This is a genomic window from Glaciihabitans sp. dw_435, from assembly GCF_018449675.1.
GTDB lineage: Bacteria > Actinomycetota > Actinomycetes > Actinomycetales > Microbacteriaceae > Glaciihabitans.
The window spans coordinates 139,209-164,169 of sequence record NZ_JAAVUZ010000006.1 but is presented as its reverse complement, the minus strand read 5'-3'; the positions used below and the strand labels follow the sequence as shown (position 1 = coordinate 164,169).

The 24,961-nt window shown below is 64.9% G+C and carries 22 protein-coding genes; 5 read left to right on the top strand and 17 right to left on the bottom strand.

The window, feature by feature from the left end; all coding sequences use genetic code 11:
* Nucleotides 1-17: 17 nt before the first annotated feature.
* From HB677_RS10485 to HB677_RS10450, 8 genes are all read right to left on the bottom strand, one after another.
* Nucleotides 18-2,156, bottom strand: a complete 2,139-nt coding sequence (locus tag HB677_RS10485; protein ID WP_213815646.1) for a glycosyltransferase family 39 protein — start codon at nucleotides 2,154-2,156, stop codon at nucleotides 18-20.
* The gene (locus HB677_RS10480) at nucleotides 2,153-3,457 is read right to left on the bottom strand and encodes a bifunctional glycosyltransferase family 2/GtrA family protein (RefSeq protein WP_213815645.1); all 1,305 of its coding nucleotides are present in this window, start codon (nucleotides 3,455-3,457) and stop codon (nucleotides 2,153-2,155) included. Before HB677_RS10480 ends, HB677_RS10485 begins: the two co-directional genes overlap by 4 nt.
* Before the next feature lie 48 nt (nucleotides 3,458-3,505).
* The gene (locus tag HB677_RS10475; protein ID WP_213815644.1) at nucleotides 3,506-4,399 is read right to left on the bottom strand and encodes an SMP-30/gluconolactonase/LRE family protein; all 894 of its coding nucleotides are present in this window, start codon (nucleotides 4,397-4,399) and stop codon (nucleotides 3,506-3,508) included.
* Between the two features lie 19 nt (nucleotides 4,400-4,418).
* Nucleotides 4,419-5,111: a hypothetical protein gene (locus tag HB677_RS10470; protein ID WP_213815643.1), complete on the bottom strand. Its 693-nt coding sequence runs from the start codon at nucleotides 5,109-5,111 to the stop codon at nucleotides 4,419-4,421.
* 99 nt (nucleotides 5,112-5,210) lie between these two features.
* The gene (locus HB677_RS10465; RefSeq protein WP_213815642.1) at nucleotides 5,211-6,269 is read right to left on the bottom strand and encodes a sodium:calcium antiporter; all 1,059 of its coding nucleotides are present in this window, start codon (nucleotides 6,267-6,269) and stop codon (nucleotides 5,211-5,213) included.
* Nucleotides 6,270-6,488: 219 nt separating this feature from the next.
* Complete coding sequence (locus HB677_RS10460; protein ID WP_213815641.1) at nucleotides 6,489-6,917, bottom strand: hypothetical protein; 429 nt, start codon at nucleotides 6,915-6,917, stop codon at nucleotides 6,489-6,491.
* Nucleotides 6,918-6,965: 48 nt separating this feature from the next.
* Nucleotides 6,966-8,141, bottom strand: coding sequence for a cystathionine gamma-synthase (locus HB677_RS10455; RefSeq protein WP_213815640.1), 1,176 nt, complete (start codon nucleotides 8,139-8,141; stop codon nucleotides 6,966-6,968).
* A gap of 98 nt (nucleotides 8,142-8,239) precedes the next feature.
* Nucleotides 8,240-9,604: a cystathionine beta-synthase gene (locus HB677_RS10450; protein ID WP_213815639.1), complete on the bottom strand. Its 1,365-nt coding sequence runs from the start codon at nucleotides 9,602-9,604 to the stop codon at nucleotides 8,240-8,242.
* Between the two features lie 120 nt (nucleotides 9,605-9,724).
* Here HB677_RS10450 and HB677_RS10445 point away from each other — a divergent pair, with 120 nt between their 5' ends.
* Both HB677_RS10445 and HB677_RS10440 read left to right on the top strand, forming a co-directional pair.
* Nucleotides 9,725-10,408: a DUF3105 domain-containing protein gene (locus HB677_RS10445; protein ID WP_213815638.1), complete on the top strand. Its 684-nt coding sequence runs from the start codon at nucleotides 9,725-9,727 to the stop codon at nucleotides 10,406-10,408.
* Nucleotides 10,409-10,423: 15 nt separating this feature from the next.
* Nucleotides 10,424-11,116 carry a DUF305 domain-containing protein gene (locus HB677_RS10440; RefSeq protein ID WP_213815637.1) on the top strand — a complete coding sequence of 231 codons (693 nt, stop codon included), beginning with the start codon at nucleotides 10,424-10,426 and terminating at the stop codon, nucleotides 11,114-11,116.
* 24 nt (nucleotides 11,117-11,140) lie between these two features.
* Here HB677_RS10440 and HB677_RS10435 read toward each other — a convergent pair whose 3' ends face one another.
* Complete coding sequence (locus tag HB677_RS10435) at nucleotides 11,141-13,000, bottom strand: ABC transporter ATP-binding protein (protein ID WP_213815636.1); 1,860 nt, start codon at nucleotides 12,998-13,000, stop codon at nucleotides 11,141-11,143.
* 208 nt (nucleotides 13,001-13,208) lie between these two features.
* Here HB677_RS10435 and HB677_RS10430 point away from each other — a divergent pair, with 208 nt between their 5' ends.
* Together HB677_RS10430 and HB677_RS10425 are read left to right on the top strand one after the other, a co-directional pair.
* A complete protein-coding gene (locus HB677_RS10430; RefSeq protein ID WP_213815635.1) occupies nucleotides 13,209-14,189 on the top strand; it encodes a carbohydrate ABC transporter permease in 981 nt (326 codons plus the stop codon).
* On the top strand, nucleotides 14,189-15,058 hold the full coding sequence (locus HB677_RS10425; RefSeq protein ID WP_213815634.1) for a carbohydrate ABC transporter permease: 870 nt from the start codon (nucleotides 14,189-14,191) through the stop codon (nucleotides 15,056-15,058). Before HB677_RS10430 ends, HB677_RS10425 begins: the two co-directional genes overlap by 1 nt.
* A gap of 9 nt (nucleotides 15,059-15,067) precedes the next feature.
* Here the strand turns inward: HB677_RS10425 and HB677_RS10420 are convergent, their stop codons facing one another.
* From HB677_RS10420 to HB677_RS10405, 4 genes are all read right to left on the bottom strand, one after another.
* A complete protein-coding gene (locus HB677_RS10420; protein ID WP_213815633.1) occupies nucleotides 15,068-16,441 on the bottom strand; it encodes an ABC transporter substrate-binding protein in 1,374 nt (457 codons plus the stop codon).
* Nucleotides 16,442-16,664: 223 nt separating this feature from the next.
* Complete coding sequence (locus HB677_RS10415) at nucleotides 16,665-17,639, bottom strand: carbohydrate ABC transporter permease (RefSeq protein WP_213815632.1); 975 nt, start codon at nucleotides 17,637-17,639, stop codon at nucleotides 16,665-16,667.
* Nucleotides 17,636-18,769 carry a carbohydrate ABC transporter permease gene (locus HB677_RS10410; RefSeq protein WP_213815631.1) on the bottom strand — a complete coding sequence of 378 codons (1,134 nt, stop codon included), beginning with the start codon at nucleotides 18,767-18,769 and terminating at the stop codon, nucleotides 17,636-17,638. Before HB677_RS10410 ends, HB677_RS10415 begins: the two co-directional genes overlap by 4 nt.
* Nucleotides 18,770-18,917: 148 nt before the next feature.
* The gene (locus tag HB677_RS10405) at nucleotides 18,918-20,252 is read right to left on the bottom strand and encodes an ABC transporter substrate-binding protein (protein WP_213815630.1); all 1,335 of its coding nucleotides are present in this window, start codon (nucleotides 20,250-20,252) and stop codon (nucleotides 18,918-18,920) included.
* Nucleotides 20,253-20,622: 370 nt separating this feature from the next.
* On the opposite strand from HB677_RS10405, the gene HB677_RS10400 reads away from it, so the two are divergent.
* Complete coding sequence (locus HB677_RS10400; RefSeq protein ID WP_213815629.1) at nucleotides 20,623-21,681, top strand: LacI family DNA-binding transcriptional regulator; 1,059 nt, start codon at nucleotides 20,623-20,625, stop codon at nucleotides 21,679-21,681.
* A 604-nt stretch (nucleotides 21,682-22,285) separates the two neighbouring features.
* Here HB677_RS10400 and rplL read toward each other — a convergent pair.
* The 4 genes from rplL to HB677_RS10380 form a co-directional block, all read right to left on the bottom strand.
* Complete coding sequence (gene rplL / locus HB677_RS10395) at nucleotides 22,286-22,669, bottom strand: 50S ribosomal protein L7/L12 (RefSeq protein ID WP_213815628.1); 384 nt, start codon at nucleotides 22,667-22,669, stop codon at nucleotides 22,286-22,288.
* 84 nt (nucleotides 22,670-22,753) lie between these two features.
* The gene (gene rplJ, locus HB677_RS10390; protein WP_213815627.1) at nucleotides 22,754-23,269 is read right to left on the bottom strand and encodes a 50S ribosomal protein L10; all 516 of its coding nucleotides are present in this window, start codon (nucleotides 23,267-23,269) and stop codon (nucleotides 22,754-22,756) included.
* A 371-nt stretch (nucleotides 23,270-23,640) separates the two neighbouring features.
* The gene (locus HB677_RS10385; RefSeq protein WP_213815626.1) at nucleotides 23,641-23,976 is read right to left on the bottom strand and encodes a hypothetical protein; all 336 of its coding nucleotides are present in this window, start codon (nucleotides 23,974-23,976) and stop codon (nucleotides 23,641-23,643) included.
* A 125-nt stretch (nucleotides 23,977-24,101) separates the two neighbouring features.
* The gene (locus HB677_RS10380) at nucleotides 24,102-24,947 is read right to left on the bottom strand and encodes an NAD(P)-dependent oxidoreductase (RefSeq protein WP_213815625.1); all 846 of its coding nucleotides are present in this window, start codon (nucleotides 24,945-24,947) and stop codon (nucleotides 24,102-24,104) included.
* Nucleotides 24,948-24,961: the final 14 nt, after the last annotated feature.

The following is a 24,961-nucleotide window of genomic DNA, read 5'->3' as shown; positions in this document are numbered from 1 at the left end:
CTCCTTCGATGCGGCGGTTACTGGGTGAGGTCGTAGATCGTCACGTCGTCGACGGTCTGTGCCGTGTAGGTGGCCTCGACCCAGGCGGCGATCTCGCTGGCGGCATCGGATCCGCCGTTCGAGGTGCCGATCGAATCCGTGCCGATGAAGTAGTGGATCTCGCCGAGCGCTACGTACTCCTTGAACTGCTCGAGCGTGGGCGACGGGTCACTCCCGTTGAATCCGCCCACGGGCATCACGGCGTCATCGCTGGCCAGCTGGTAACTGGCCGCGTTGTTGGACCCGACGGTCGCGGCGACCCAGCTGAACTCACTCGCGTTAGCCTGCAGCAGGGCAACGACCTCGGCGCTGGCCGCGCCGGTGCCGAGCAGGCCGGAGGCTCCGCCCATGCCACCACCCATGCGCGTGGTGTTGGCACCCGCGGTCCCGGTGCCCGTAGTGCCCGTGCCCGTGCCCGTGCCGGTGGTACCGGTGCCCGTGGTTCCCGTCCCTCCGGTGGGCGCGGTGCCTCCCGTGGGTGCGGTTCCGCCGCCGAAGCCGCCGGCGGGAGGCGTACCGCCACCTCCGCCGCCCATTCCGCCGCCGCCTCCGCCGAAGCCACCCGAGCCGCCGCTGACGCTGGGGCCGGCGGTGACGATGGAACCGGTGTGGGCGGTGGTGATGGTCTGCAGCGTGTACGACAGGGGTCCGAGGAGCCCGGCCGCCAGCGTCGCGGTCAGGGTGATCGCGCTGAGCGCCTGGTTTCGACGCGGCAGCAGCAGAAGCGCGGCAGCGACGATTCCCAGGGCGACAACCACGAACTTGAGCCACGGCACGAAGTCCGTCGCCTCGTTCAAGAGGGCGTAGGCCCACATGCTCGTGCCGAGCACCGTCGCGGCGGACACGATACGTGCCCACAATTCCGCCCGGTGCGACCAGAGCAACGCGGATCCCATAGCGACGGTCGCCGCGATCGACGGGGCGAGCGCCACCGTGTAATACGCGTGGAAGATGCCGGCCATGAGGCTGAAGGCAAGCGCGGTGACGATCATCGTTCCGGCCGAGAGCAGCAGGACTGCCCGGCGCACGTCAATGCGGGGCGCCTTCCACAACACGATCACTCCGACGATGGCGACCACGAGGGCCGCGGGAAGCAGCCAGGTGATCTGGCCACCGAACTCGCTGGTGAACAGGCGAGTGATGCCGGTCTCTCCCCAGCTCGCGGTTGTGGTGGACCCGCCGGTGACACTGCCGGTCTCCTCGCCGGTCAGGCGTCCGAGGCCGTTGTAGCCGAAGGTGAGCTCGAGGAAGCTGTTGGTCTGCGATCCGCCGATGTACGGGCGCCAGCTGTCCGGAACAAGTTCGACGATCGCCACCCACCAGCCGCCGGCTACCACCACCGCGCCGAGCGCCCCAAAGAGGTGGGCGAAGCGCGTGCTGAGCTTGCGGGGCGAGGCCAGCAGGTAGACGCCGGCCAGCACGGGCAGCACGAGGAACGCCTGCAGCTGCTTGGTGAGGAATCCGAATCCAACTATCGCGCCGGCCCACAGAACCCACTTGAGGCGTCCCGTTTCGATGCCGCGCAGGGTGAAATAGGTGGCGAGCGCGAGCAGCAGAACCAGCAGCGCGTCGGGGTTATTGAAGCGGAACATGAGGGCCGCGACCGGCGTGATCGCCAGCGCGCCACCGGCGAGAAGCGCCGTGCGGGCCGAGAAACCGCGGCGAACAGTCGCGTAGACAACGGCGACGGACGCCACACCCATCAGCGCCTCGGGAAGCAGAATGCTCCACGAGCTCAGCCCGAAGATGCGCGCAGAGATCTCCATGATCCAGAGGCTGGCCGGCGGCTTGTCGACGGTGATCGAGTTGGCGGCGTCGGATGACCCGTAGAAAAATGCCACCCAGTCCTTGGTGCCCGCCTGCACGGCGGCCGAGTAAAACGAGTTGGCCCAGCCGCTCGCCCCGAGATCCCAGATGTACAGGCCCGCGGTCAGCACGAGAAGTCCGAGCAGTGCGGGACGCTCCCACACCACGGCATCCGCTCGTCCGCGAACGATCCACCGCCCGGCCGAGCGGGACAGCTGCCCGATCGACCGCCGGTCGCGTGAAGTCGCGGCGGGAGTGCCGCGGGTCACCGTCGTCTGAGTACCCGCGACGGCGGAGTGTGAGGTGGTCATGATTCGGTCACTTTCGAGGGAGCGGTGAGGACAATGGATGACTCGGTGCCGACGGCGGACGCCGGACTCTCAGACATCGTGGGTGCCGGGCTCGCGGCGAGGTCAGACGCGGCCGGATGACGCTGGCGACGGAAGACCCACACGCGCAGCAGGACGAACCGCAGCACGGTGGCAATGAGGTTGGCCGCCATGAGGACGAGCAGCTGGGCGTGAGCACTGAACTCCGGCCGCACCGCCTCGAGGAGCACAAGCGATCCGCTGGTGATCACCCAGGCCAGGGCAAACACCACGAGGCCTTGGAGTTGGTGCTTGAGCGCGGCATCCCGGCCGCGCACCCCGAAGGTAAATCGCCGGTTCGCCCACGTGTTGGCAATCGCCGTCACCAGCAACGCGAGGAAATTCGACGCCTGCGCCGGCACAACGAGCTGGAACACGAGGTAGAGAAGAGCATATGCCGCTGTCGACATGATTCCGATGGCGCCGAAACGCACGACCTGTCCGAAGAAGCTCGGGGCAGTCGCCTGGGCGAACGGACGACGCCCAAGCTCGTCGTAGAGTGCCCCGACGGGAATGGTCCCGTTCATCAGGTTGCGGGTGACGCGCACCATGCCCTTCAGGTCTTCGCGAGCGGTCTTGGCGACGTCGACGCTCGACCGCGGGTCATCCACCCAGTCCACCGGCACCTCGTGAATGCGCATTCCCGCACGCTCGGCGATGATCAGCATTTCGGTGTCGAAGAACCAGCCGGTGTCTTCGACGGTGGGAAGCAATTGCTGGGCCACCTCGCGGCGGATCGCCTTGAACCCGCACTGCGCGTCGCTGAACTCGACGGACATCGCCCGGCGAAGCAGAAAGTTGTAACTGCGCGAGATGAACTCGCGCTTGGCTCCGCGCACGACGCGCGACGACGAGGCAAGGCGAGTGCCGATTGCGAGGTCGGAGTGGCCCGAGAGCAGCGGCGCGATGAGCGGAGGAAGGGCGCTCAGGTCGGTGGACAGATCGACGTCGACGTACGCGAGAACCTGCGCGGGCGAGTCGAGCCAGACGCGCTTGAGCGCACGACCGCGGCCCTTCTCCGCCATGTGCACGGCGACGACCTCAGCAAATTCTGCGGCGAGGGAGTCGGCGATGTCTGCGGTGTCATCCGTCGATGCGTTGTCGGCAATCGTGATGCGCCAGGCAAAGTCGAACTCGTCGGCCAGGTAGGCGTGCAGAGTACGGATGCTGCGGTCGAGGTCCGCCTGCTCGTTGTAGACGGGGACCGCGACATCCAGGGCGAGGAAGTCGTGTGGAGGAGTCATAGAAAGCACTCAACGCCCGCACCCTATGCGGTTTCTATGACGGGGCCGTTATGGCCTTATGAATGCCGCATTCCACGCCACCGAGGGCACGCCTGTCGCCCCGACGCGGGCCGAAAACAGGCAGCCCGCGCTGGGATAGAGCTCGAGCTCGGCCTCGCTGAGGTCACGCGACGCTGTCGAGATGATGAGAAGGTCAAGGTCGGGTCCGGCAAAGGCGACGCTGGACGGATGCGGCGCTGCGACGCGAACCGTGTCGAGAATCGCTCCCGTGGGCGAGTAGGAGCGCACCTCGCCCGCGCCCCAGATCGCGATCCACAGGTTGCCGTACGCATCGGCGCACATGCCGTCGGGATGCCCGTCGGTGACACGGACGTGCTCGCGACGGTCGCCGACCGCACCCGTGGCCGCGTCGTAGTCCCGCACCCAAACGATGCCCGGCACCGTGTCGATGCTGTAGAGAAGTGTGCCGTCGGGCGACCAGGCGAGGCCGTTGGAGAGGGAGAGATCATCGTCGAGGACCGTCAGGCTCGTGTCATCCTCGATCCGCACCAGCGTTTCGCCTCCGGGCACGTCATCGAGCGAGAGGGTGCCGATGAGAAAGCGGCCGGCGGGGTCGACGGCGCCGTCATTCGTACGGCGGCGCGAGCCGGCAGGAACGATGCGGGGGCCGGCAGTGCGAACGCCGGTGGGGTCGACGATGATCATGGTCTCCCGGGCGGCGACCAGCAGATGCCCATCGTCGGAACGCGCGGCAGCGCCCACTGTTTCGCCGAACTCGTGCTTCGCGATCTGCTCGACGGTGTCGCCGGCGAGGCGTCCCTCAAGCACGTGGCCCTGCTCGATATCGACCCAGAGGAGTGTCTCGGTCGAGGCCAGCCAGACCGGACCCTCGGCCAGAACGTGCCGCTCGGATGATGCGGGGAGTGCCTCGAAGTCCGTCATTGTTCTGCTGTGCTCCGCACTAGTCCTGGGCGCTGAGGTTGCTGCTTTTCAGGGCAACCAAGACGAGGTTACGCCCGTGATCGGCGGGTACCGATTCTGTCGCGCGGGCGGACAGCAACGACATGCGCACGAGGACGTGAGGGCGTCGCTTCCACGCGAGCCCCGGGAACGCCCGCAGCCGGGCGTCGGCGGTGTCGAGCGCCGCGGCAAGGACGCAGTCCTGATCACTGACGGAATCGATGTGCACTGTGTCGTCGAAGACGAATGCATCGATGCGGGCCCGGTTGGCGCGCACGAGGGTGATGCCGTCCTGGGAGAGGTTGCGACCCCGCGGGTCGAGGGCGAGACCGAGCTCGACGCGGCGGCGACCCGGGTCCTGGCGTAGGCCGATCCGCGAGAAGTACCACTCCACGGGTCGCGCGGGGTCTTGCCGGGAAATGTATTCGTGCGCGAAGGCGAGGACGGGGTGCGGCGGCACCACCTCGAGCGCGCGGGTCTGGGGTTCCGGGGGAACATCGTCCGTGGCATCCGCTTCGACCTCAATGAAGCCACCGTCGACGAGTTCGATCAGCGTCAACGCTCCCTCGACCATGACCAGCGGGCGTCCGGCGGTAGCACCAAACCCGCGGTTCATACGTCCGGACTCTGGACGAAAGCCGATGAGCAGGGACAGTCGTTCGGCCAGCGTGAGGTCGGCGAGATCAACGGTCATCGGGGGTCTCCGGGCGAATGGCTACGAGAAGTTCTCCTCAGCTTGGCCTATGCACGCCCCGGATGCATAACCCAATCACATGGAATCGGTCAGTGCCGGTCAGCTCAGCGTGATGGCGATGAGGCCGCCGATGCCCACGACATAGAGGATCAGCACGATGAGCGAATCCACACCCATCCCGACAATGCGGCGGCTCGGGCGGAAGATCAGACCGACGACATAGACGAGGGTGAGCAAACCGGCGAGCGCAGTGAGGTAAATGTCTGACGCGTTGGCCTGCGGCAGAACCGCCTTGCCGGAGATGACTGTCGCGAGCAGGAACAGCACGGGCAGGAAGGAGTTGCCCCCGAAGATGTCACTGATGGCGAGGTTGTCGTCTCCCTGCTTGATCGCCTGCAGGCCGGTCGAGATCTCGGGAAGCGATGTCGCCAGCGCGAGCACGGTAGCCCCGAACAGCACGCCGGAGAATCCGAGCTGGGTGGATGCCGCGTCTCCGGCCTGTTCGAGCACGACACCGGCGACGAGCGTTGCCAGTGCCGCGACGGCGAAGATGATGGCTGCCTTGGCCGTGGGCATGGAGTCGTTGGGCTTGTGACGACGGTGCCGGTGCGGGTGCGCGCTCGAGTCGGGCGCGTGCCCCTCCTCCTGCCACGGCAGGTTCTTTCGGGCGTGCTGCACCAGCAGGAGGCCGATGACCCACAGCAGCAAGATCAACACAACGTCCGGGGTGAGGCGCAGCAGCTCGAGGCCGGACGGCAGCTGGCTTCCGGCGATCACGACCGTGAGCACTGCGACCACCATGATCCCCTCGAGTACGAGGGTCAGCGATGCCGCCCGGTACGTGAGGGGCCGCACACCCTTTCCCCTCTTCCCGAAGACATCGAGGATCACCAGCACGACGGTCTGCAGGGCAATGCCACCGAGGATGTTTCCCACTGCGACATCGAGGTTGCCCGCGAGAGCCGCCGACACAGTGATGGCGATTTCCGGCAGGTTCGTAGCCACCGCGAGCACGATCAGTCCGCCGAAGGCGCTCCCCAGGTGCAGGCGGGCATCGAGCACGTCGGTGGCCTTGGACAGCTGGATACCGGCGATCCACACGACCGCGGCGGCCGCCACGAAGATCAGGGCGAGCACGCCGAGGGGTAAGGATTCCATCCGCACATTTAATCGCTTCGGCGAAGGTGGTCGGGGGCCTTGACGAGGCGTGGCGGGCGACTACGTGCGGGTCGTTCTGCGAAATCGGGCGGATCGGTCTGCGAAACCGGGCGGATCGGTCTGCGAAACCGGGCGGAGCCGGCCTGCAAAACGGGGCGGAGCCGGTGAAACCGGGCCAAAGCGCTGAAAACGGTCAGGCGCGCTGGACCGTTTTCAGCGTTATCGCCCGTTTTTACGCGAGCGGCGACGGAAGGAGACGGATGACCCGATCGCCAGGGCTACCCCGCCGAGCACCGCGGTCAGCCCGCCGTACGCGAGCCAGGTCGCGGTCCAGTCATCGAGCCCCTGGGTCCGGAAGCTGCCGTCCTCCATCGTGTAGGTACACGCGTATCCCACGGGCCATGAGGAGGCGCCCCCGGTGACGACCCTCTGCTCACCAGACATCGCGGCACCCTCCGGGGCAGGGTCATCCAGCTGGCACTTGTCCGCGGTGGGATGATACGGACCACCAAGCACCGCAACCGAACTGGCAAGCACCGATAGCCCACCCGCCGAAAACAGCAGCACCGCCACCGTTAGCCACACGGCGAACAACGGAAAAGCACGGGCATCCGCCGCTGTGTTCGTTGCGACTCCCTGCGTAGTCACCGATCGGGTCCCTTCGCGAGGCGGCTCGACCGGTGTCCCGGACGACGACTACAGCGCGTCGAGTGCGCCCGTCAGATCTGAGATTAGGTCATCAACGTCTTCGATTCCGACGGACAGGCGGATCAGGTTTTCGGGAACCTCAAGCTCCGTGCCCTTCACGGACGCGTGCGTCATCTCCGACGGGTACCCGATGAGCGACTCGACGCCACCCAGCGACTCCGCCAGCTGGAACAGGGTCGTCGTCTCGGCAAACGTGCGCGCGGCAGCGGGGCCACCGGTCAGCGCGACAGACAGCATTCCACCGAACGCGCGCATCTGGCGCCCGGCAAGCTCGTACCCCGGGTGGCTCTCGAGTCCCGGGTAGTAGACGGCGTCAAGCGCGGGGTGCCCCGACAGCGCCTCGGCGATCGCCAGCGCGTTGGACGAATGACGCTCAACCCGCACGGCCAGCGTCTTGATGCCACGCACCGTCAGCCACGCGTCGAACGGGCTGCTCACGGCGCCCACGCCAAACTGCAGGAACCCGACCGACGCCGCCAGCTCCTCACTGTTGACGATGACCGCGCCCCCGAGCACGTCCGAGTGGCCGCCGAGGTACTTGGTCGTCGAGTGCACAACGACGTCGGCGCCCAGCGAGATCGGCTGCTGCAGGTACGGCGAGGCAAACGTGTTGTCGACGACGACGAGCGCACCGACGGCGTGCCCGATTTCGGCGAGCGCCGCGATGTCGCTGATCTTCATGAGCGGGTTGCTCGGCGTCTCAATCCACAAGACCCTGGGCGGGGCGGATGCCACGGCCGCACGCACCGCGTCCAGGTCACTCATGTCGACCGTCGACAGGCCAATCCCCCACGGAACGAACACGCGGTTCACCAGTCGGTGCGTCCCGCCATACACGTCGTTGCCCATGATGATCGAGTCACCCGGCTTCACGATCGCGCGCAGCAGCGTGTCTTCCGCCGCCAGCCCCGACGCAAAACTGAACGCGTGCGAGCCGCCCTCGAGCGAGGCGAGCAGGGTCTGCAGCGAGTCCCGCGTCGGGTTGCCGCCGCGGGCGTACTCATACCCTCCGCGGAAGTTGCCGATGCCGTCCTGCACGAAGGTGCTCGTCATGTAGATGGGGGGAACCACGGCACCCGTGGTCGGGTCAAATTCCTGGCCCGCGTGAATGGCACGGGTGGAAAAGGCGTGGTCGCCGGCTGCGGCGGGTGTTGAGGAGGACACGACGAATCTCTTTTGTTTGGGGTGACGGGATGCGGGAGGCGGAGAGCGGATGTCCCGGTGCGGTCTCAGTGCCGGGCCCGGGTCATCCGCTGTCCCGCTTATTCGGAAATGAAGGCGAGCAGATCGTGCCGGGTGAGCACGGCCGCCGGCTTGCCGTCATCGACAACGAGCAGGGCGTCGGTGCTGCCCAGCGCGGTACGGGCGGCGGTGACCGACTCGTGCACGCCGATGAGTCCCAGCGGCTTGCCGATGAACTTGGAGATGGGGTCGGTCATCTGGGCGGCGCCGCTGAACACGAGTTCGAGCAGGGTGCGCTCGTCGACGGCTCCGGCGACCTCTCCGATGACGACGGGCGGCTCGGCCGTGAGCACGGGCATCTGGGAGACGTCGTACTTGGTGAGGATCTGGATGGCATCGCGGATGGTGTCCGTGGGGTGCACGTGCACGAGTTCGGGCAGCGAGCCGGACTTGGAGCGCACGACGTCGGCGACGGTCTTCTCGTCGGAGATCTGGGTGAAGCCGTAGGACTGCATCCACTTCTCGTTGAAGATCTTGCCGAGGTAGCCGCGGCCGCTGTCGGGCAGAAGGATCACCATGACGTCGTCGGGACCGAGCTTCTCCGCGGCCTTGAGCGCCACCGAGACGGCGAGGCCGCTCGAACCACCAACGAGCAGGCCCTCTTCGCGGGCGAGACGACGGGTCATCTCGAACGACTCGGCATCGGAGGACGCGATGATCTCGTCGACGACGGACGGGTCGTACGCGGTCGGCCAGAAGTCTTCGCCGACACCCTCGACGAGGTACGGGCGCCCGGTGCCGCCGGAGTAGACGGAACCCTCGGGGTCGGCGCCGATGATCTGTACCGCGCCATCCGATACCTCCTTGAGGTAGCGACCGACGCCACTGATCGTGCCGCCGGTGCCGACACCCGCGATGAAGTGGGTGACCTTGCCCTCCGTGTCGGCCCAGATCTCGGGACCGGTGGTCTCGTAGTGGCTGAGCGGACCATTGGGGTTGGAGTACTGGTTCGGCTTGAACGCGCCGGGGATCTCGCGGGTGAGGCGGTCGGAGACGCTGTAGTAGGACTCGGGGCTCTCGGGGGCGACGGCGGTCGGGGTCACGACGACCTCTGCTCCGTAGGCGCGCAGCACCGAACGCTTGTCCTCGCCCACCTTGTCGGGGACCACGAAGACGCAGCGGTATCCACGCTGCTGAGCGACGAGTGCCAGACCGACACCGGTGTTGCCGCTGGTGGGCTCCACGATGGTGCCGCCGGGCTTCAGCAGGCCCTCCGCTTCGGCCGCGTCAATGATGCGCCGGGCGATGCGGTCCTTGGACGATCCGCCGGGGTTCAGGTATTCGACCTTCACGAGGATGGTCGGGGCATAGCCCTCGGCCACACTGCGCAAGCGAACGAGAGGGGTGTTTCCGACGAGATCCAGCACAGAGTTGGCGTATTTCATGGTGCGCCTAATCTATCAGCGGCGGTTTGCCGCGGCACGGATGCGTAACGGTTGCTCAATTCCCAGCTCGGGCCTGAGACAATTTACTTGTACCCTCAACTGACGTCAGGATTTCCCCGCATGCCATCAGAGCTCTCGGTCAAACAACAACGCGATGCGCGCCGCGCCGAAAAGGTGGCAGCGCTCAAGAAGCAGCAGGCGACCTCCAAGCGCAACCGCCTCATCGCCTACATTGCCTCGGGCGTTGGTGTGCTCGCGATCGGCGCGCTCATCGTCACGTTCGTGGTCACCAGCTCGGTGCCGAAGGTGGCTCCGGCCGACATCCAGATCTCCGGGCTGAAGAGCTTCACCCTTCCGACCGCGAACCACGTCGACCAGGACGCCGACGCGTCGAACGACGTTGTCGACTACCAGGCCGAGTACGGCATGTCCCCGCCCGCGGGTGGCGACCACTGGGCCGGATGGCTCAACTGTGGCGTGTATGACCAGCCCGTCGAAGACTCCCGTGCCGTGCACGACCTCGAGCACGGTGCCGTCTGGGTCACGTACGACCCCACCAAGATCGATGCCGACGGCGTGAAGGCCCTGCGCAAGCAGCTGCCCGACACCTACACCGTGCTCTCCCCGTACGAGGGACTGCCGACGCCCGTCGTCGCCTCCGCGTGGGGCAAGCAGGTGCAGCTCACCGGTGTTGACGACAAGCGCCTTCCTGACTTCATCAAGAAGTTCTGGCGTTCCGCCGATGCACCCGAGCCCACGGCCGCCTGCACCGGTGGCATCGATGACCCGGGCCGCGTCGCCTAACTGACCCCCGTACTCGTGTCGACACCCGCTTCTGCCCCGACGACCGCGGCCGCGCCTACCCCGGCGCACCGCGGTCGTCGCATTCTCGCGATCACGCTGGCCGCCCTCCTTCTGCTGGTGGGCGCGTTTGCCGCCGGCCGCATCACCGGTCCGCAGACGGGAACGCCCGGCGACCACAGCGTGGAAGCCGGCTTCGCCCGCGACATGCAGACCCACCACAACCAGGCCGTCGAGATGTCCCTCCTCGTGCGCGACCTCACGACCGACCCCACCGTGCGCTCGGTCGCGTATGACATCGCCACGTCACAGGGATCGCAGTCGGGCCAGCTCTATGGGTTCCTCGCCGAGTGGAAACTTCCGCAGGTGGCATCCGAACCATCAATGACGTGGATGACCCAGCCGACGCTCGCCGGCGACAGCATGAGTCACGACGGCATGGCCACGGCCAGCGCCCACGAGCCCGGCAGTCCGATGCCGGGGCTGGCCACCCCTGCCCAGATGGCGCACCTGCGCACGCTCACGGGTGTCGCTGCCGAGAAGGAATACCTCACGCTGATGATCGCCCACCACAAGGGCGGCATCGAGATGGCGCAGGCCCTGCTCGACCGGAGCACCTATCCCTCGGTCGTGGCCCTGGCCAAGGGCGTCATCACGGCGCAGACCAGCGAGATCGGCCTCATGCAAGACATGCTGGCGGCCCGCTCGTAGCTCGCCGCTCCCCGTTGAGGGCTCCTAGCCCGCCATCGCCCGGGACTGCTCGTGGAAGAGCTTCGCGTACACGCCCTCCTCGAGGGCCACGAGCTCGTCGTGCGTGCCGCGTTCGACGATGCGGCCGCCGTCGACCACGAAGATCACGTCGGCGTTGATGACCGTCGAGAGACGGTGGGCGATCGCGATGGTGGTGCGCCCCCGGGAGGCGGTGTCGAGCGCCGCCTGCACGATGCGTTCGGAGACGGAGTCCAGGGCACTGGTTGCCTCATCGAGGATGAGCACGGCGGGATCCTTGAGCAACACCCGGGCGATGGCGATGCGCTGCTTCTCGCCGCCGCTCAGACGGTAGCCACGCTCCCCCACCAGGGTGTCGTACCCGTCGGGGAATGACGCGATCGTCGCGTGGATGTTGGCCGCGCGCGCGGCGGCCTCGAGTTCGGCGTCCGTGGCATCCGGTTTCGCGTACCGCAGGTTCTCCGCGATCGTCGCGTGAAAAAGGTACGTCTCCTGGCTGACGATGCCGATGTTATGGACGAGGCTGTCCTGTTGGAGGTCGCGCACGTCGGACCCGGCAAACAGCACGCGGCCGCCCGAGACGTCGTGGAAGCGCGGCACGAGGTAGGAGACGGTCGTCTTACCCGCGCCCGACGGGCCGACGAAGGCTGCGTACTGCCCCGGCTCGATGTCGAAGGTCATCGACTTGAGGGTGGCGGGGGTATCGGGGCCCGCGTCGGGGTAGCGGAAGACGACCTGGTCGAATTCCACCCGGCCGAGCTGACCCGGATCGACGGGCGTCGCGGTCGGCTTGTCGGTGATGGCAGGGTGCAGGTCGAGGTATTCGAAGATGCGGGAGAACAGCGCCTGCGAGGTCTGCAGGTCGAGCACCACGCGCAACAGGCCGAGCAGCGGGAAGGTAAGGCGGGCCTGCACGGTCGTGAAGGCAACGATCGTTCCGGCGGTCACGGCGACATCGTGCGTAATCAGCCAGGCGGCGACGAGGTAGATGATCGCGGGGATGACAGACAGGAAGATGCCGACCACCGCGAAGAACCACTGGCCGCTCATCTGCTGGCGCACCTGCAGCCGGATCTGGGTCTGGTTTTCGGCCTCGTAGCGGGCGATTTCCGCCTTCTGCTGGTTGAAACTCTTGGCCAGCAGGATGCCACTGACACTGAGGGCCTCCTGCGTGATCGACGTCATGTCGCTCAGCGACTCCTGCGTCTTGGTCGCGATCCGTGCGCGCACCTGACCGACCCGACGCTGCGCAATCAGCAGCACCGGAAGCAGGATGACCGCAACGATTGTCAGCTGCCAGCTCAGCACCAGCATCGACACGAACGCCGCAATCACCGTGACGGTGTTGCCAATCACGCTCGAGATGGTGTTGCTGAGCACGTCGGCGACACCACCCACATCGTTCTGCAGGCGCGACTGGATAATTCCGGTCTTCGTCTTCGTGAAGAACGCGAGTTCCATCGCCTGGAGGTGACCGAACAGGCGGGTGCGGAGGCGGCCCATGACGGTGTTTCCGACGGTCGCGGTGAGGTAGGTCTGCCAGACACCGAGGCCGGCGGACGCGATCCACAGGGCAACCATGGCGCCGACGAGGAGCATCAGCACCGGGACATCCGGTATCCCCGACTTCGGGAAGAGGCCGATGTCGAACGCCTCCCGGGTCAGCAGCGGGGGCAGCACACTCATCCCCGCACTGATCAGCACCAGCACGATCGTGACGCTCAGGGCACGGCGGTGCGGCTTGAACAGTTCGCCGATCCGGCGCAGCAGATGCTCGACCTTGGGCGCTCCGGCGTTCGCTGCTTTTTGCGCCTCGGTGTCGCGCGCACTCACTCGTCCACGGCCACCGCCGCCTCGCATACTCATCACTTCATTGTCCCCCCGCCGCCGTGGGCGAACTGCCCGGAACGTTACGCCCAGAGCGAGACAGCGCTGCTGCGTTCGCCCAGACAGCGCAAGGGGTTGTTGGGCGGATGCTCCAAACGTACGTTTCGTCAGGAAGCGATGCCTGTACGCACAGTGCACCGGCATCCCGCTTCTCGTCCGTACTGCCCACCCGAAAGGACATGCGCCCATGGCCGCCGACACGGCACTACCCGCCGCCACGGATTCCGGGGCCACCGGCGGCACCCGAGCGACCCGCACCATCCGTCGCGTGAAGTACAACCGGCGAGAGGCGATCGCGGGCTACCTCTTCATTACGCCGTGGCTCATCGGGTTTCTCGTCTTTACGCTCGGCGCGATGATCTACAGCCTCGTCATCTCGTTCAGCAACTACCAACTCGCGACGGACACCGCTCAGCCGGTCGGACTCGCGAACTACCAGGCCCTGATCGAGGACCCGAAGGTGGCGCTGTCGCTCGGCAACACCCTCTTCTACGCGGTGCTCGCGGTGCCCCTCGAGATCATCTTCGCCCTCTTCCTCGCACTGCTCCTCAACCGCGTGGGACGCGGTGCAGGGTTCTTCCGCACCGTCTTCTACCTGCCGAGGATGACGCCGACCGTGGCGACCGCGTCGGTGTTCCTCCTGCTGCTCAACGGAAACCAGGGGGCTATCAACAAGGCGCTGGCCGCGATCGGAATTCAGGGGCCGCAGTGGTTGCAGGACCCCGCCTGGGTGAAACCGTCCATCGTTTTGATGACCCTGTGGGGCGTCAGTGGCACCATGATCATCCTGCTCGCCGCACTGAAGAACGTTCCGACCGACCTCTACGAGGTCGCGTCCATCGATGGCGCCGGCCCGATCCGCCGGTTCTTCTCCATCACACTCCCGATGATCTCCGGCGCGCTCTTCTTCAACGTCATCGTGCTCACCATCGCCGCGCTGCAGGTCTTCGATCAGGCATACCTGCTCTTTTACCGGGACCAGGTACAGGCCGCGCCCGAGGCATCCCTCTTTTATGGCGTCTATCTCTTCCAGCAGGCTTTCCGTCAGTTCAACTTTGGCTTCGCCGCGGCGATGGCCTGGCTGCTGTTCATCATCATCATGCTGATCTCGCTGATCCAGGTGAAGATCAGCAACCGGTTCGTGTATTACGAGGGAGAGCGCAACTGATGTCCACCACCTCGATCTTCGCCCGCCCGGCGACCCTCACCGGACGCGTCGTGCGCTGGATCCTGCTCATCGCGTTCTCGGCGCTGTTTCTCTACCCCTTCGCCTGGTTGCTCGCCGCCAGCCTCAAGCCGCGCGGGCAGGTGTTCGACAACTCGCTGATCCCGCAGACGTTCCAGCCGCAGAACTACGTCGACGTGTGGAACCAGCTGCCGATCCTGTCGTGGATGGGCAACAGCCTCCTCATCGCGATCCTGGCCGCGGGCTTTGTCACCCTGTCCAGCTCCGTCGTGGCGTTCGGGTTCGCCTACTTCTCGTTCCCTGGACGCAACATCCTGTTCGGCCTCGTGCTGGCGACGATGATGCTGCCGGGCGCCGTCACCCTCGTGCCGCAGTACCTCATCTGGAATTCGCTCGGCCTGGTTGGTACCAATGTGCCGCTGTGGGGCATGAACCTCTTCGGCTCCGCCTTTTACATCTTCCTGCAGCGGCAGTTCTTCCTTGGCTTGCCGCGGGAGATCTTCGAGGCGGCCCGCATGGACGGCGTTGGCTACTTTGGTCTTTTCTGGCGGATGGCTCTGCCCCTGTCCATCCCGTCGTTCATCATCGTCTTCGTCTTCGAGTTTCAGGCCAGCTGGAACAACCTGCAGGCCGCACTCGTGTACCTGAACGCGGGGTCAGCGGATCAGTTCACGGTGCCACTCGGAATCGCCTCGACCATGACCAAATTCAGTCCGACGAACGGCGGGCACGGCGACTACCAGTTCGTGATGGTCGCCGCGCTGCTGGTGACGATCCCCATGCTGATCCTGTTCGCGTTCGCCCAGCGATACTTCATCGAGGGCGTCGCGACCCAGGGTCGCAAGGGATAGAGTCGCCCGCTACTTGCCGCCCGCCTGGGTGTAGGCCCGGAGAGCAGCCGCCTGGCCATCCTTCAGCGCGTCCTCCGGTGACTTCTCACCCAGGAGCGCCGCGCTGACGGCGTTCTGCAACTCGGTCTGGATCTGCTGCCCGCCGGGTGAGGAGCCGAAGGACTGGCCCGACCCCACCACGTCGTAGTACGCCGCGATTGCCTCGTCGAACCCGGTGTTTCCCGTGCTCGGCACGTACTTCGTACGCAGTGAGGTGTCGGCCGCGGGCGATCCGGTGAACAGGCCCGTGTTGATAGCTCCGTCAGTCGAAGCGATGGTGGCGGCGCGCGCCTCCCCCGCGGCGTCCCAGGCGGCGGCCGACGTCAGGTCAAGCGCCCACTTGCAGGCCGCGACAGGGTTCTTCGACGCGGTCGGAATGACGAACGCGGTGCCGCTCGCGACGGTGAACGGTTCCCCGGTGCTGTTGAGGAATGGCGTGCCCGAGATCTGCACCTTGGTCGCGTACGGCGAGAGCACGTTGACGTACCACTGGGCAACGATCTCGGCCCCGACCTGGTCGGAAACGAACTGGTTCTTGTCGCCGAAGAAGTCGAACGAGTCGGCCAGGCTCTTCACCGCCGCATATCCACCCTGCGCATCCTCGAGTTTCTTGAGGAAGGTCACGGCCGTGACGTTGTTGGGGTCGTCGAGCGTGGGCTTGCCATCGCTACCAATGATCGAGCCGCCGAAGCCGAGCATCCACAGGCCCGCCTGGCTCGTGGGCTGCGCGTCGAAGCCGAGTCGCGTCGGGTTCTTGCCGTCGAAGGTCGTCATCTTCTTCGCCGCGGCGATCAGCTGATCGGGCTTGGATGTATCGAGGTCTGCCGCCGTCACACCTGCCTCCTTCATCACCCGGGTGTTCAGCATGATGGCCGGTGGCTGGTAGAACTGCGGCACTGCCCAGACGTCACCGTTGTACGTGACATCCGCCATCACCGATGTGTAGTACTGAGTCGCCGGGTCGACATTGTTCGCCGAGAAGCAGGTGCTCAGCGGCATGATCAGCCCCTTCGCGGCGTACGTCGTGACGAACTGCCGGTCCATCTGCACAACATCGGGGGTGCGCTTGCTGGCCGCGAGGGTGGTGAATTTCTGTGCGTCGAACGGAGTCGCGTCGATGGTGATCTTGACCCCGGACGACGACAGCTGATCCTTCGCATAGTCGAGGCGCGATGTGCCCACTTCATCGGTATTGTCGAAGCCCCAGGCGGCGAGCGTGCCGGTGGCCTTACCGCCAAAGTCGACGGTCGACGCGGTGGTGGTGCCGGACGATCCGCACCCCGTCACCGCCAGCAGCAGAGCCGCCACCCCACCAGCGAGCAGCGTGGAACGTACGTTTTTCATGGGTGATTCCCTCCGAAGCCTGTCCCAGAATCGGCACCGACCCGGGAGAAAAAGCCCCGAACGAGGGGTGTCTTCCGTTCGAAAACTAACCCGACGAAAATTCGTCAACAAGGGCTCGAAGAAGAAGCGCTTCTAAGGTAGGCGCCTTCCGGAAGGAACACAGAAGAGGGGCGGATGACACGACGCTGTGTCATCCGCCCCTCTGTCATTAATCGTGGCCGGCCTAGCCCTTCGTCGAACCCGCGAGGAGCCCGCGGACGAAGAAGCGCTGCAGCGAGAAGAACACGATGAGCGGAACCAGAATGGAGATGAACGCACCTGCGGTCAGCAGGTTCCAGTCCTGGCCCCGGCTACCACTGATCTCTGCGAGCAGCTTGGTCATGGGGGCGACATCACCGTCCGCGAACACCAGGGCGACCAGCAGGTCGTTCCACACCCAGAGGAACTGGAAGATCGCGAAGGACGCGATCGCGGGCATGGTCAGCGGCAGCACGATACGGAAGAAGATCTGGCCGTGGCCGGCTCCGTCCACGCGCGCTGCCTCGATCAGTTCACCCGGGATCTCCGAAACAAAGTTGTGCAGCAGGAAGATCGCCAGCGGAAGCGCGAAGATCGTGTGCGCGATCCACACCTGCGAGTACCCGCCGGCGTCCATGCCGTCGAACAGCGTCAGGCTGCCGATCTTGAGCCCACGCGAGAACAGGCTCAGCAGCGGCACGAGTGCCATCTGCAGCGGCACGATCTGCAGCGCGAACACCCCGATGAACAACCAGTTGCGTCCCTTGAAGTCGATCCACGCGAAGGCGTAGGCGGCAAGGCTCGCGATCACGAGGGGGAACAACGTCGCCGGGAGGGTGATGGCGATCGAGTTGAGGAACGCCCCGCCCAGGGTCAGCTGGCTGTTGCCGGACGCCAACACCTCGGTGTAGTTGCTGAATGTGAAGCCGGGATTCGCGAAGATGGTCCACCAGCCGTTGCGGCTGATTTCTTCCGGAAGGCGGAACGACGTGACGAACAGGCCAAGGGTCGGGGTTGTCCACAGGATCGCGATCACCAGGGCGGCAATGGTGGCGCCCCTGCTGGTCAGCCGATTCTTGGTCCCCTTGGTGAGCGAACGCTCGATCGCACGTTCGCCGCGCGCCAGCTGGCGCTCGGTTGTCTTGTCGACGGGCAGCTGTGCGGGGATCGTGGTGCTCATCGGATGGTCCTCTGCTTTGAGATCTGACGTGCGTTGTAGATGACGATCGGCAGCACCAGAAGGAACAGCACGACCGCGAGCGCCGAGGATCTACCAAACTCGAAGCCCTTGAACTGCGTATACATCTCGTTGGCGATGACGCTGGTGTCGTTGGCACCGGCTGTCATCGTGCGCACGATGTCGAACACCTTCAGTGACGCGATCGAGATCGTGGTGAGCACCACCACCAGCGAACTGCGGATGCCGGGCACCGTCACGTTGATGAACCTCTGCCATGCATTGGTGCCGTCGAGCTGCGCGGCTTCCATCTGCTCGGCGGGCACACCCTTGATGGCCGCGGACAGCACGACCATCGCGAATCCGGTCTGCACCCAGATGAGCACGACGATCAGGAAAAGCGTGTTCCACGGTGACACCGCGAGGAAGTCGACGGGCTGCCCACCGAGCCAGACGACGATCTGGTTGAGCAGACCGATCTGGTCCTGGTCGGCCGGCCGCGCCGTGTAAACGAAGCGCCAGATGATGCTCGCACCGACGAAAGAGATCGCCATCGGCATGAACACCAGGATCTTGAAGAACTTCTCACCGCGTGACTTGTCAATGAAGACCGCGTAGGCGAGCCCAAAGATGGTCGACAGGGTGGGAACGATCAGCACCCACACGATGGTGTTGAGGACGGTGCGGATGCCGGTTTCCTGCGTGAACACCCAGGCGAAGTTGTCCAGTCCGACGAACCGGTTGCCGCGGCTGTTCATGAACGCCTGCACCATCGTCTGGATGGTCGGGTAGACAAGTCCGATCGCGAGCAGCACGATCGCGGGAGCGAGGAACCCGAAGAGCTGGAAGAGGTACCCGGCGCCCTGGCGGGAGCGGTAATCGAGGATGAAGAACAGTCCTCCGAGGATCACGGCCGCGATGGCGGCCGGCCAGATGGAACCGAGTGCCAGGAAGATCAGGCCGGGCGCGACGATGCACACCGCGAGGCGGGCGATGGTGAACTTGCGGCCCGAGCGCGGGGCGATCTCGAGAAAGAAGATCAGCAGCGCGACGACGACACCGAAGGCTGCCAATACCAGCGGGATCTGCGCGAGCGGCGGAAGTGTGGCTATCCACGTGAGGAACTGAGACATAACGACCTTTCGAGTACGACGTTGGACTCTGTGGGGGAAGATTGTGCGGCAATTGCGGCGGCGGCGGTAGCACTGTGCCCAGGCGTTACCGGGTTGTATAAGGGGAAGGGGCCAGCGGATTCCGCCGGCCCTTCCCCCTGGTGCCTGACTAGTCAGACGGCCATGACTTGTCGATCGTCGACAGAACGTCGCTCGATGACGAACCGTTGATCCAGTTGACCATTCCCTTGAAGAACGAGTCCGAACCGACAACACCGGGCATGAGGTCCGAGGCGTCGAAGCGGAACGTGGTGTCAGGGTCCGTCAGGATCTTGATCGCGTCCTGAAGGATGGGGCTGGAGGCGCTGGCGGGGTCAAGACCGTTGTTGGCGCTGATCACACCGCCGAGCTTCACACGGCTGTTCGCCCACTCGGGGCTGGAGAGGTACTCCTGCACCTTCACCGTGTCGGCATCGTTGGCAAACGCGCCCACGATTTCGCCACCACCGGTGACTGCCTGTCCGGCACCAGCATCGATCGGCGGGGTGAGGAACGCCCACACATCCTTGTCGGGACCGACGGTCGCATTGCCATTCTTCGGGTCGGTGATGAACCCGTCGAAGAAGGACGCCTGGTGGGTCATCGCACAGCTGCCGTCACCAACGACGCGAGCGACGTCGCCGAACGGGGTGGAGTTGATCGACTTGACGTCGCCGAGACCGGCATTGACGTAATCCGGGTTGAGCAGGATTTCGCCGACGGTGTCGAGCGCCTTCTTGATCTTCGGGTCGCTGAACTTGACCTCGTTGCTGATCCACTTGTCGTATGTGTCAGCACCGGACTGGCGAAGAACCAGGTCCTCCACCCAGTCGGTTCCGGGCCAGCCTGAGGCTGCGTCAGAGCCGAAGCCGGCGCACCAGGGTGCCTTGCCGGTCTTTTCCTGGATGGTCTTGGTGACGGCCATCAGCTCGTCCCAGGTCTTCGGAACTTCCACGCCCCACTTGGCGAAGTTCTTCGGCGAATACCAGATGTAGCCCTTAACACTGGCCATCAGCGGAGCACCGTACAGGGTGTCGTTGCTCGTCGCGTAGCCGGCCCAGTCCTTCGACCAGTACTTCTCGACGTTGGCCTTGACGCCATCGGGCGCCGGCTGGATGTAGTCGCGGGTAGCGAGGTCCGCGAGGAGGCCCGGCTGCGGGAAGATCGCCAGGTCAGGCGCCTTTCCACCCTGGGCGCGAACGCTGATCTGCGCCTCGAACTCCTTGCTCGACTCGTACTTGATGTCGATGTTGTTGGCCTTCTCCCAGTCCGCCCAGGACTTTTCGAGAAGCTCGGCCTCGGTGTCAGCGATCGTGCCGTAGATGGTGACCACGCCATCTGCCTTGCCATAGTCGCCGGGGCCGGAGGACGATCCGCCTTCGGACGAACATCCGGCAAGGAGAATGCCCGTGACTGCCATGAGGGCAACCGGAGCAATCCATCGTCTGTGCAGAGTGGAACTCATACAAATCCTCCTCGTTGAGGGTTGTGCCCGCACAATTTACGGATTGTGCAGAAAGGTGATTGCGGGACGGAACCGACTACCTACCCGAGGCCATTCTCGAAACAACGAGGTCTTTCTCGTTAGGGAACCGGTTCCAGAACTCAAGCTAGGACACAACCTGCGGGTAATGCAAGCGCTTGACCCGAACGTCCCGCTAACGATTTCGTGACCTTTGTGCCCCGCAACTCCGCTATCCCGCGAGATAGCAGGCATGCAGGGGCGTCGGCCATGGTCGCGCTCCCACGGGAAATTTGTGGAAGCGGTTCCACAAACCGGTTCCTGCCTTATATGCTGTGCTCCGGATCACCTCGCCCAATGAAGGGAGCGGACTGTGAGTGCGCTTGCCGACGTTGCCCGCATTGCCGGGGTATCCAAATCCACCGCCTCCCGTGCCCTGAGCGGCAGCGGCTACGTGTCAGAGGTCACCCGGTCCCGCGTGGTTCGCGCCGCGGCCGAGATCGGCTTCGTCGCCTCCTCCAACGCCGCCAGCCTCGTCACCGGGCAAACCAAGAACGTCGGCGTCGTCATCCCGTTTCTCAACCGGTGGTTCTTCGGCGAGGTGCTCGAGGGCATCGAATCCGCGCTGATCGGAGCCGGCTATGACCTCACGCTCTACCGGCTCAGCGCCGATCCCGACCAGCGCAGGAAGGTTTTCGACTACTTTCTCGTGCGCAAACGCGTCGACGCGGTGGTCGCGGTTGGCATCGAGCTGACCGCGGCAGAGATCGAGATGCTGCGATCGCTGGGAAAGCCGATCGTGGGCCTCGGAGGCCACATCGACGGCATGTCGACGCTGAGCATCGACGACCAGGAAACGGCGCGCCTGGCGACCGCACACCTGATCGGACTCGGGCACACACGCATCATGCACCTGGGCGGCGACCAGCACGAGCAGATGGACTTTCGCGTGCACGCGCAGCGCCTGTGGGGCTTCCGCCAGGCGCTCGAGGACGCCGGCGTGCCCGAACCCGATACCTTTCACGCGGTGCCGTTCTCCATCCCTGGCGGGTATGCGGCCGCGTTGCAGGTGCTGGCCGATCCCCGAACGCGGCCGACGGCGATCATGGCCGGCTGTGACGAGATCGCCATCGGGGTGATCATCGCCGCACGGCAGCTTGGCATCCAGGTACCAAGCCAGCTCTCGGTGGTCGGAATCGACGACCACGACCTCGCCGAGATGTTTGGGCTGACGACCTTCAGCCAACGACCTGCGCTCCAGGGCAAGCTCGCCGTCGATCTTCTGATGCGCGAGCTGACCGAGCACGGCGGCGCCGACGGTGTCTCGCGCGTGACGATGCCGGTGGAGTTGCGCGTACGGCACAGTACGACGGCGCCCGCGCCGGGGGCATCCACTCTCCCGCACACGCACAATCGCGCGAACACCCTGTGAAGGATGTCCGCGCGATTCTTGGGTGCTGTCCCATGTGCAAGGAGGGCTCGGGCGTGCGCGTGCTAGACGCAGGGTAAGGCCGTCTAGTTCGAGCGGCACCATAGCCCCCGTAGAGATTCGAACCACCGGGTCGGGGTCGGTGGGACGTCCTCATTATGGTGGACACGATTACGCAAAAACAAGACACTTGTGCCTCGAAGTAATCGTGTTGTTACTTGTGTCACCGCATCGGTGGAATGAACCCATAGATGCGGTGGGTATCGGGCGGTCGCTCTCCAGGCGGGCTGGTCAGCGATGCCGTTCGTATCCGGATGTAGGCAGCGCGCAGCCATCGGGCAGCGCGGAACGACCGGGTTGATGCTCGTTTCATGGGGATTTACCTTTGTGGGTCGGCTGTATCCGCCTCGCCGCACTCACGGCACTGTGACCGGCAATCCCTCTGGGTCCCGACGGTTGTCGGGTTAAACCACAAAGGGCGCCGCCCCGTTTCGGGAGCGACGCCCTCGAAACACGGATCTGATTCGGATGCAGTGCATCCGGTTCAAGGAACCCGCGCTTCAGCGTGTATTACGCCACAAGTAGAACCCCGACTCCGGGGCCCGAATTACTTGAGGGTAACGGTGGCGCCAGCTTCTTCGAGCTGAGCCTTTGCCTTCTCGGCAGCTTCCTTGCTAACGCCCTCGAGGACGACGCCGGGGGCGCCATCAACAACGGCCTTGGCCTCGCCGAGTCCGAGGCTCGTAAGCGCGCGGACCTCCTTGATGACCTGGATCTTCTTCTCGCCAGCCGACTCGAGGACAACGTCGAACGCCGTCTTCTCTTCGACCTCTTCAGCGGCGGCAGCAGCGCCACCGGCAGCGGCAACCGCGACGGGAGCAGCAGCGGTGACCTCGAAGACCTCTTCGAACTTCTTTACGAATTCGCTGAGCTCAATGAGCGTGAGCTCCTTGAACGCTTCGATGAGCTCGTCGTTTGTGAGCTTTGCCATGATTTTCTCCTTCATGTTTCAGATGTTTCTTAGCTCGTGGCCAGCGATCGCGCCGGCTCGAGAGTCTTTCTGGGGACGCTCCTGTTAGGAAGCGGATTCCTGCTTCTCGCGCAGTGCCTCGACCGTGCGAACGGCCTTCGACAGCGGAGCGTTGAACAGGTAAGCCGCACCGAACAGCGAAGCCTTGATGGCGCCAGCCATCTTCGACAGCAGCACCTCGCGGCTTTCCAGGTCGGCAAGCTTCTTGACCTCGTCAGCGGTGAGGGGGTTACCGTCAAAGTAACCGCTCTTCACTACCAGCAGAGGGTTTGCCTTGGCAAAGTCACGCAGGGACTTCGCAACGGTGACAGGGTCTCCGTGTACGAAAGCAATTGCAGACGGGCCAACCAGTTCGTCGTCAAACGAGCTGATTCCGGCCGAGTTGGCTGCAATCTTTGTGAGCGTGTTCTTCACCACGGCGTACGTTGCATCTGCACTGATTGACTTGCGCAGCGTCTTGAGCTGAGCAACAGTGAGACCGCGGTACTCGGTGAGCAGAACGGCATTCGAGGTACGGAACTTGTCCGCAAGCTCGGCGACCGATGCTTCCTTGTTCGCCATGGCACTCCTAATTAGTTTGGTCTTCTCTCGCCACGACCGCCCGCCCGAAAGTGGTTTCGGGCAATAAAAAAGCTCCGGCGCGTTGGCGCACGGAGCTGAAATCCTAAGAAATCTTCTACACACACCTGCGCGGGACGGTACTCAGTTCTTGCGAACCGATACACCTTCGTCTGTCTTGCCTTTTCAGGCACGGCAGAGACCAGCGGTCTTTGGCTTCGTACAGACTAAGCGACGGGATGCCACGGGCGCAACTCTCCGCCCGAAATCGGCACCCCTTCACCGATGGGCGCGGCCCGGGTCATCCACCCGCGCAGCGTATTTCCCAGCTGACCCCGCTGCTCCCGGCTTTCTTGAGCTGCCCTGCGTCCGAGCTACCCGCTCAGACTTCCGATGGAGAAAACGACCGCCATCACGAGTAAAGGCGACAGAAGCAGGAGGCCGCCTATGACGCCGACGAGGCGGTTAATTCCCCCGTTGGTACCCACCGCGATGTTCATCACGATTCCCGCGATGGTAAGCACCGGAGTCACCCAGACCGCTATCTGGTACGCCACCGCCTCGGTGCCCGTGCCCCCAGTGAACATAACCCCTGACAACCAGGTCAGCAGGCTCCAGGATCCGGCGGCGGCCACCACGCTCACGACCAGCGCCGCCCACGTCGACGGGAAGATTCGCTGTCGCGTGCGTGCGGGGGCATCGGTGGTCATGTGGCTCCAAGATTCGGGGCGGAGGGAGAAGCTGGCAATTGGAGGGAGTTGTAATTCCCGCCATCCGCCAGCTTCTCCCGCCGAACCCTGCGTTTTCTCCCGCCACGCGGAAAAGCGGGTAGCGGCTACTGCGAGTCGCGCCAGGAGTGCTCCGGGGCGTAACCGAGAACCCGGCGGGCCTTCTCTACGGAGAGGAGCGTTTCCGAGCCGGTGAGTTCGCGGGTGACCTCCACGTTCGGGAAGACCTCGGCGGCCAGCTCCGCGCTCGGCCGGAGCATCAGGGTATCCGCGGCCGCGATGATGAACGTGTCGAACCCGGGCAGGTTGGCTTCGAGTGCCTTCAGCACTGCCTGCGCGCCATCGCGGGTGTCGATGTAGCCCCAGAGGTTCCAGCGACGCAGGCTCGGGTCATCCTGATATCCGGGCGCAAGCGCGTAGTCGTTCTCGTCCAGGACGTTCGAGAAGCGCAGGGCGGTGATGCTGAGCTCGGGGTTCCAGCGCACGAGCTTGGAGGCGAGCTCCTCTTCGAGGTGCTTGACGACCGCGTAGGTCGACTCCGGGCGCGAGGGGTACTCCTCATCGACCGGGATGTAGGGCGGATCGATGTCGAAGGGAATGCCGAGCAGCGTCTCGCTCGAGGCGTAGACGATGCGGGTGATGCCGGCGCGACGGGCCGCGTGGAAGACATTGAACGTCGACAGCATGTTGTTGTGGAACGTGGCGGCATCTGGCTCGAGTCCGCCGGCCGGGATCGCGGCCAGGTGCACCACGGCATCGAGTCCATCGTGGCGGCTGTCGATTGACGACAGTGCGTCGGAGACCTGGCCGTAGTCCGTCATCTCGATCCGGGTGAACGTATCACCGCGGGTTCCGATCGCGTCCAGGGTGAGCACCCAGTGGCCAGCTTCTTCGAGCTTCGCCACCACCGCCCGGCCGAGTTTTCCGTTGCCACCGGTTACCGCGATCTTCATGGACGCTCCTTTAC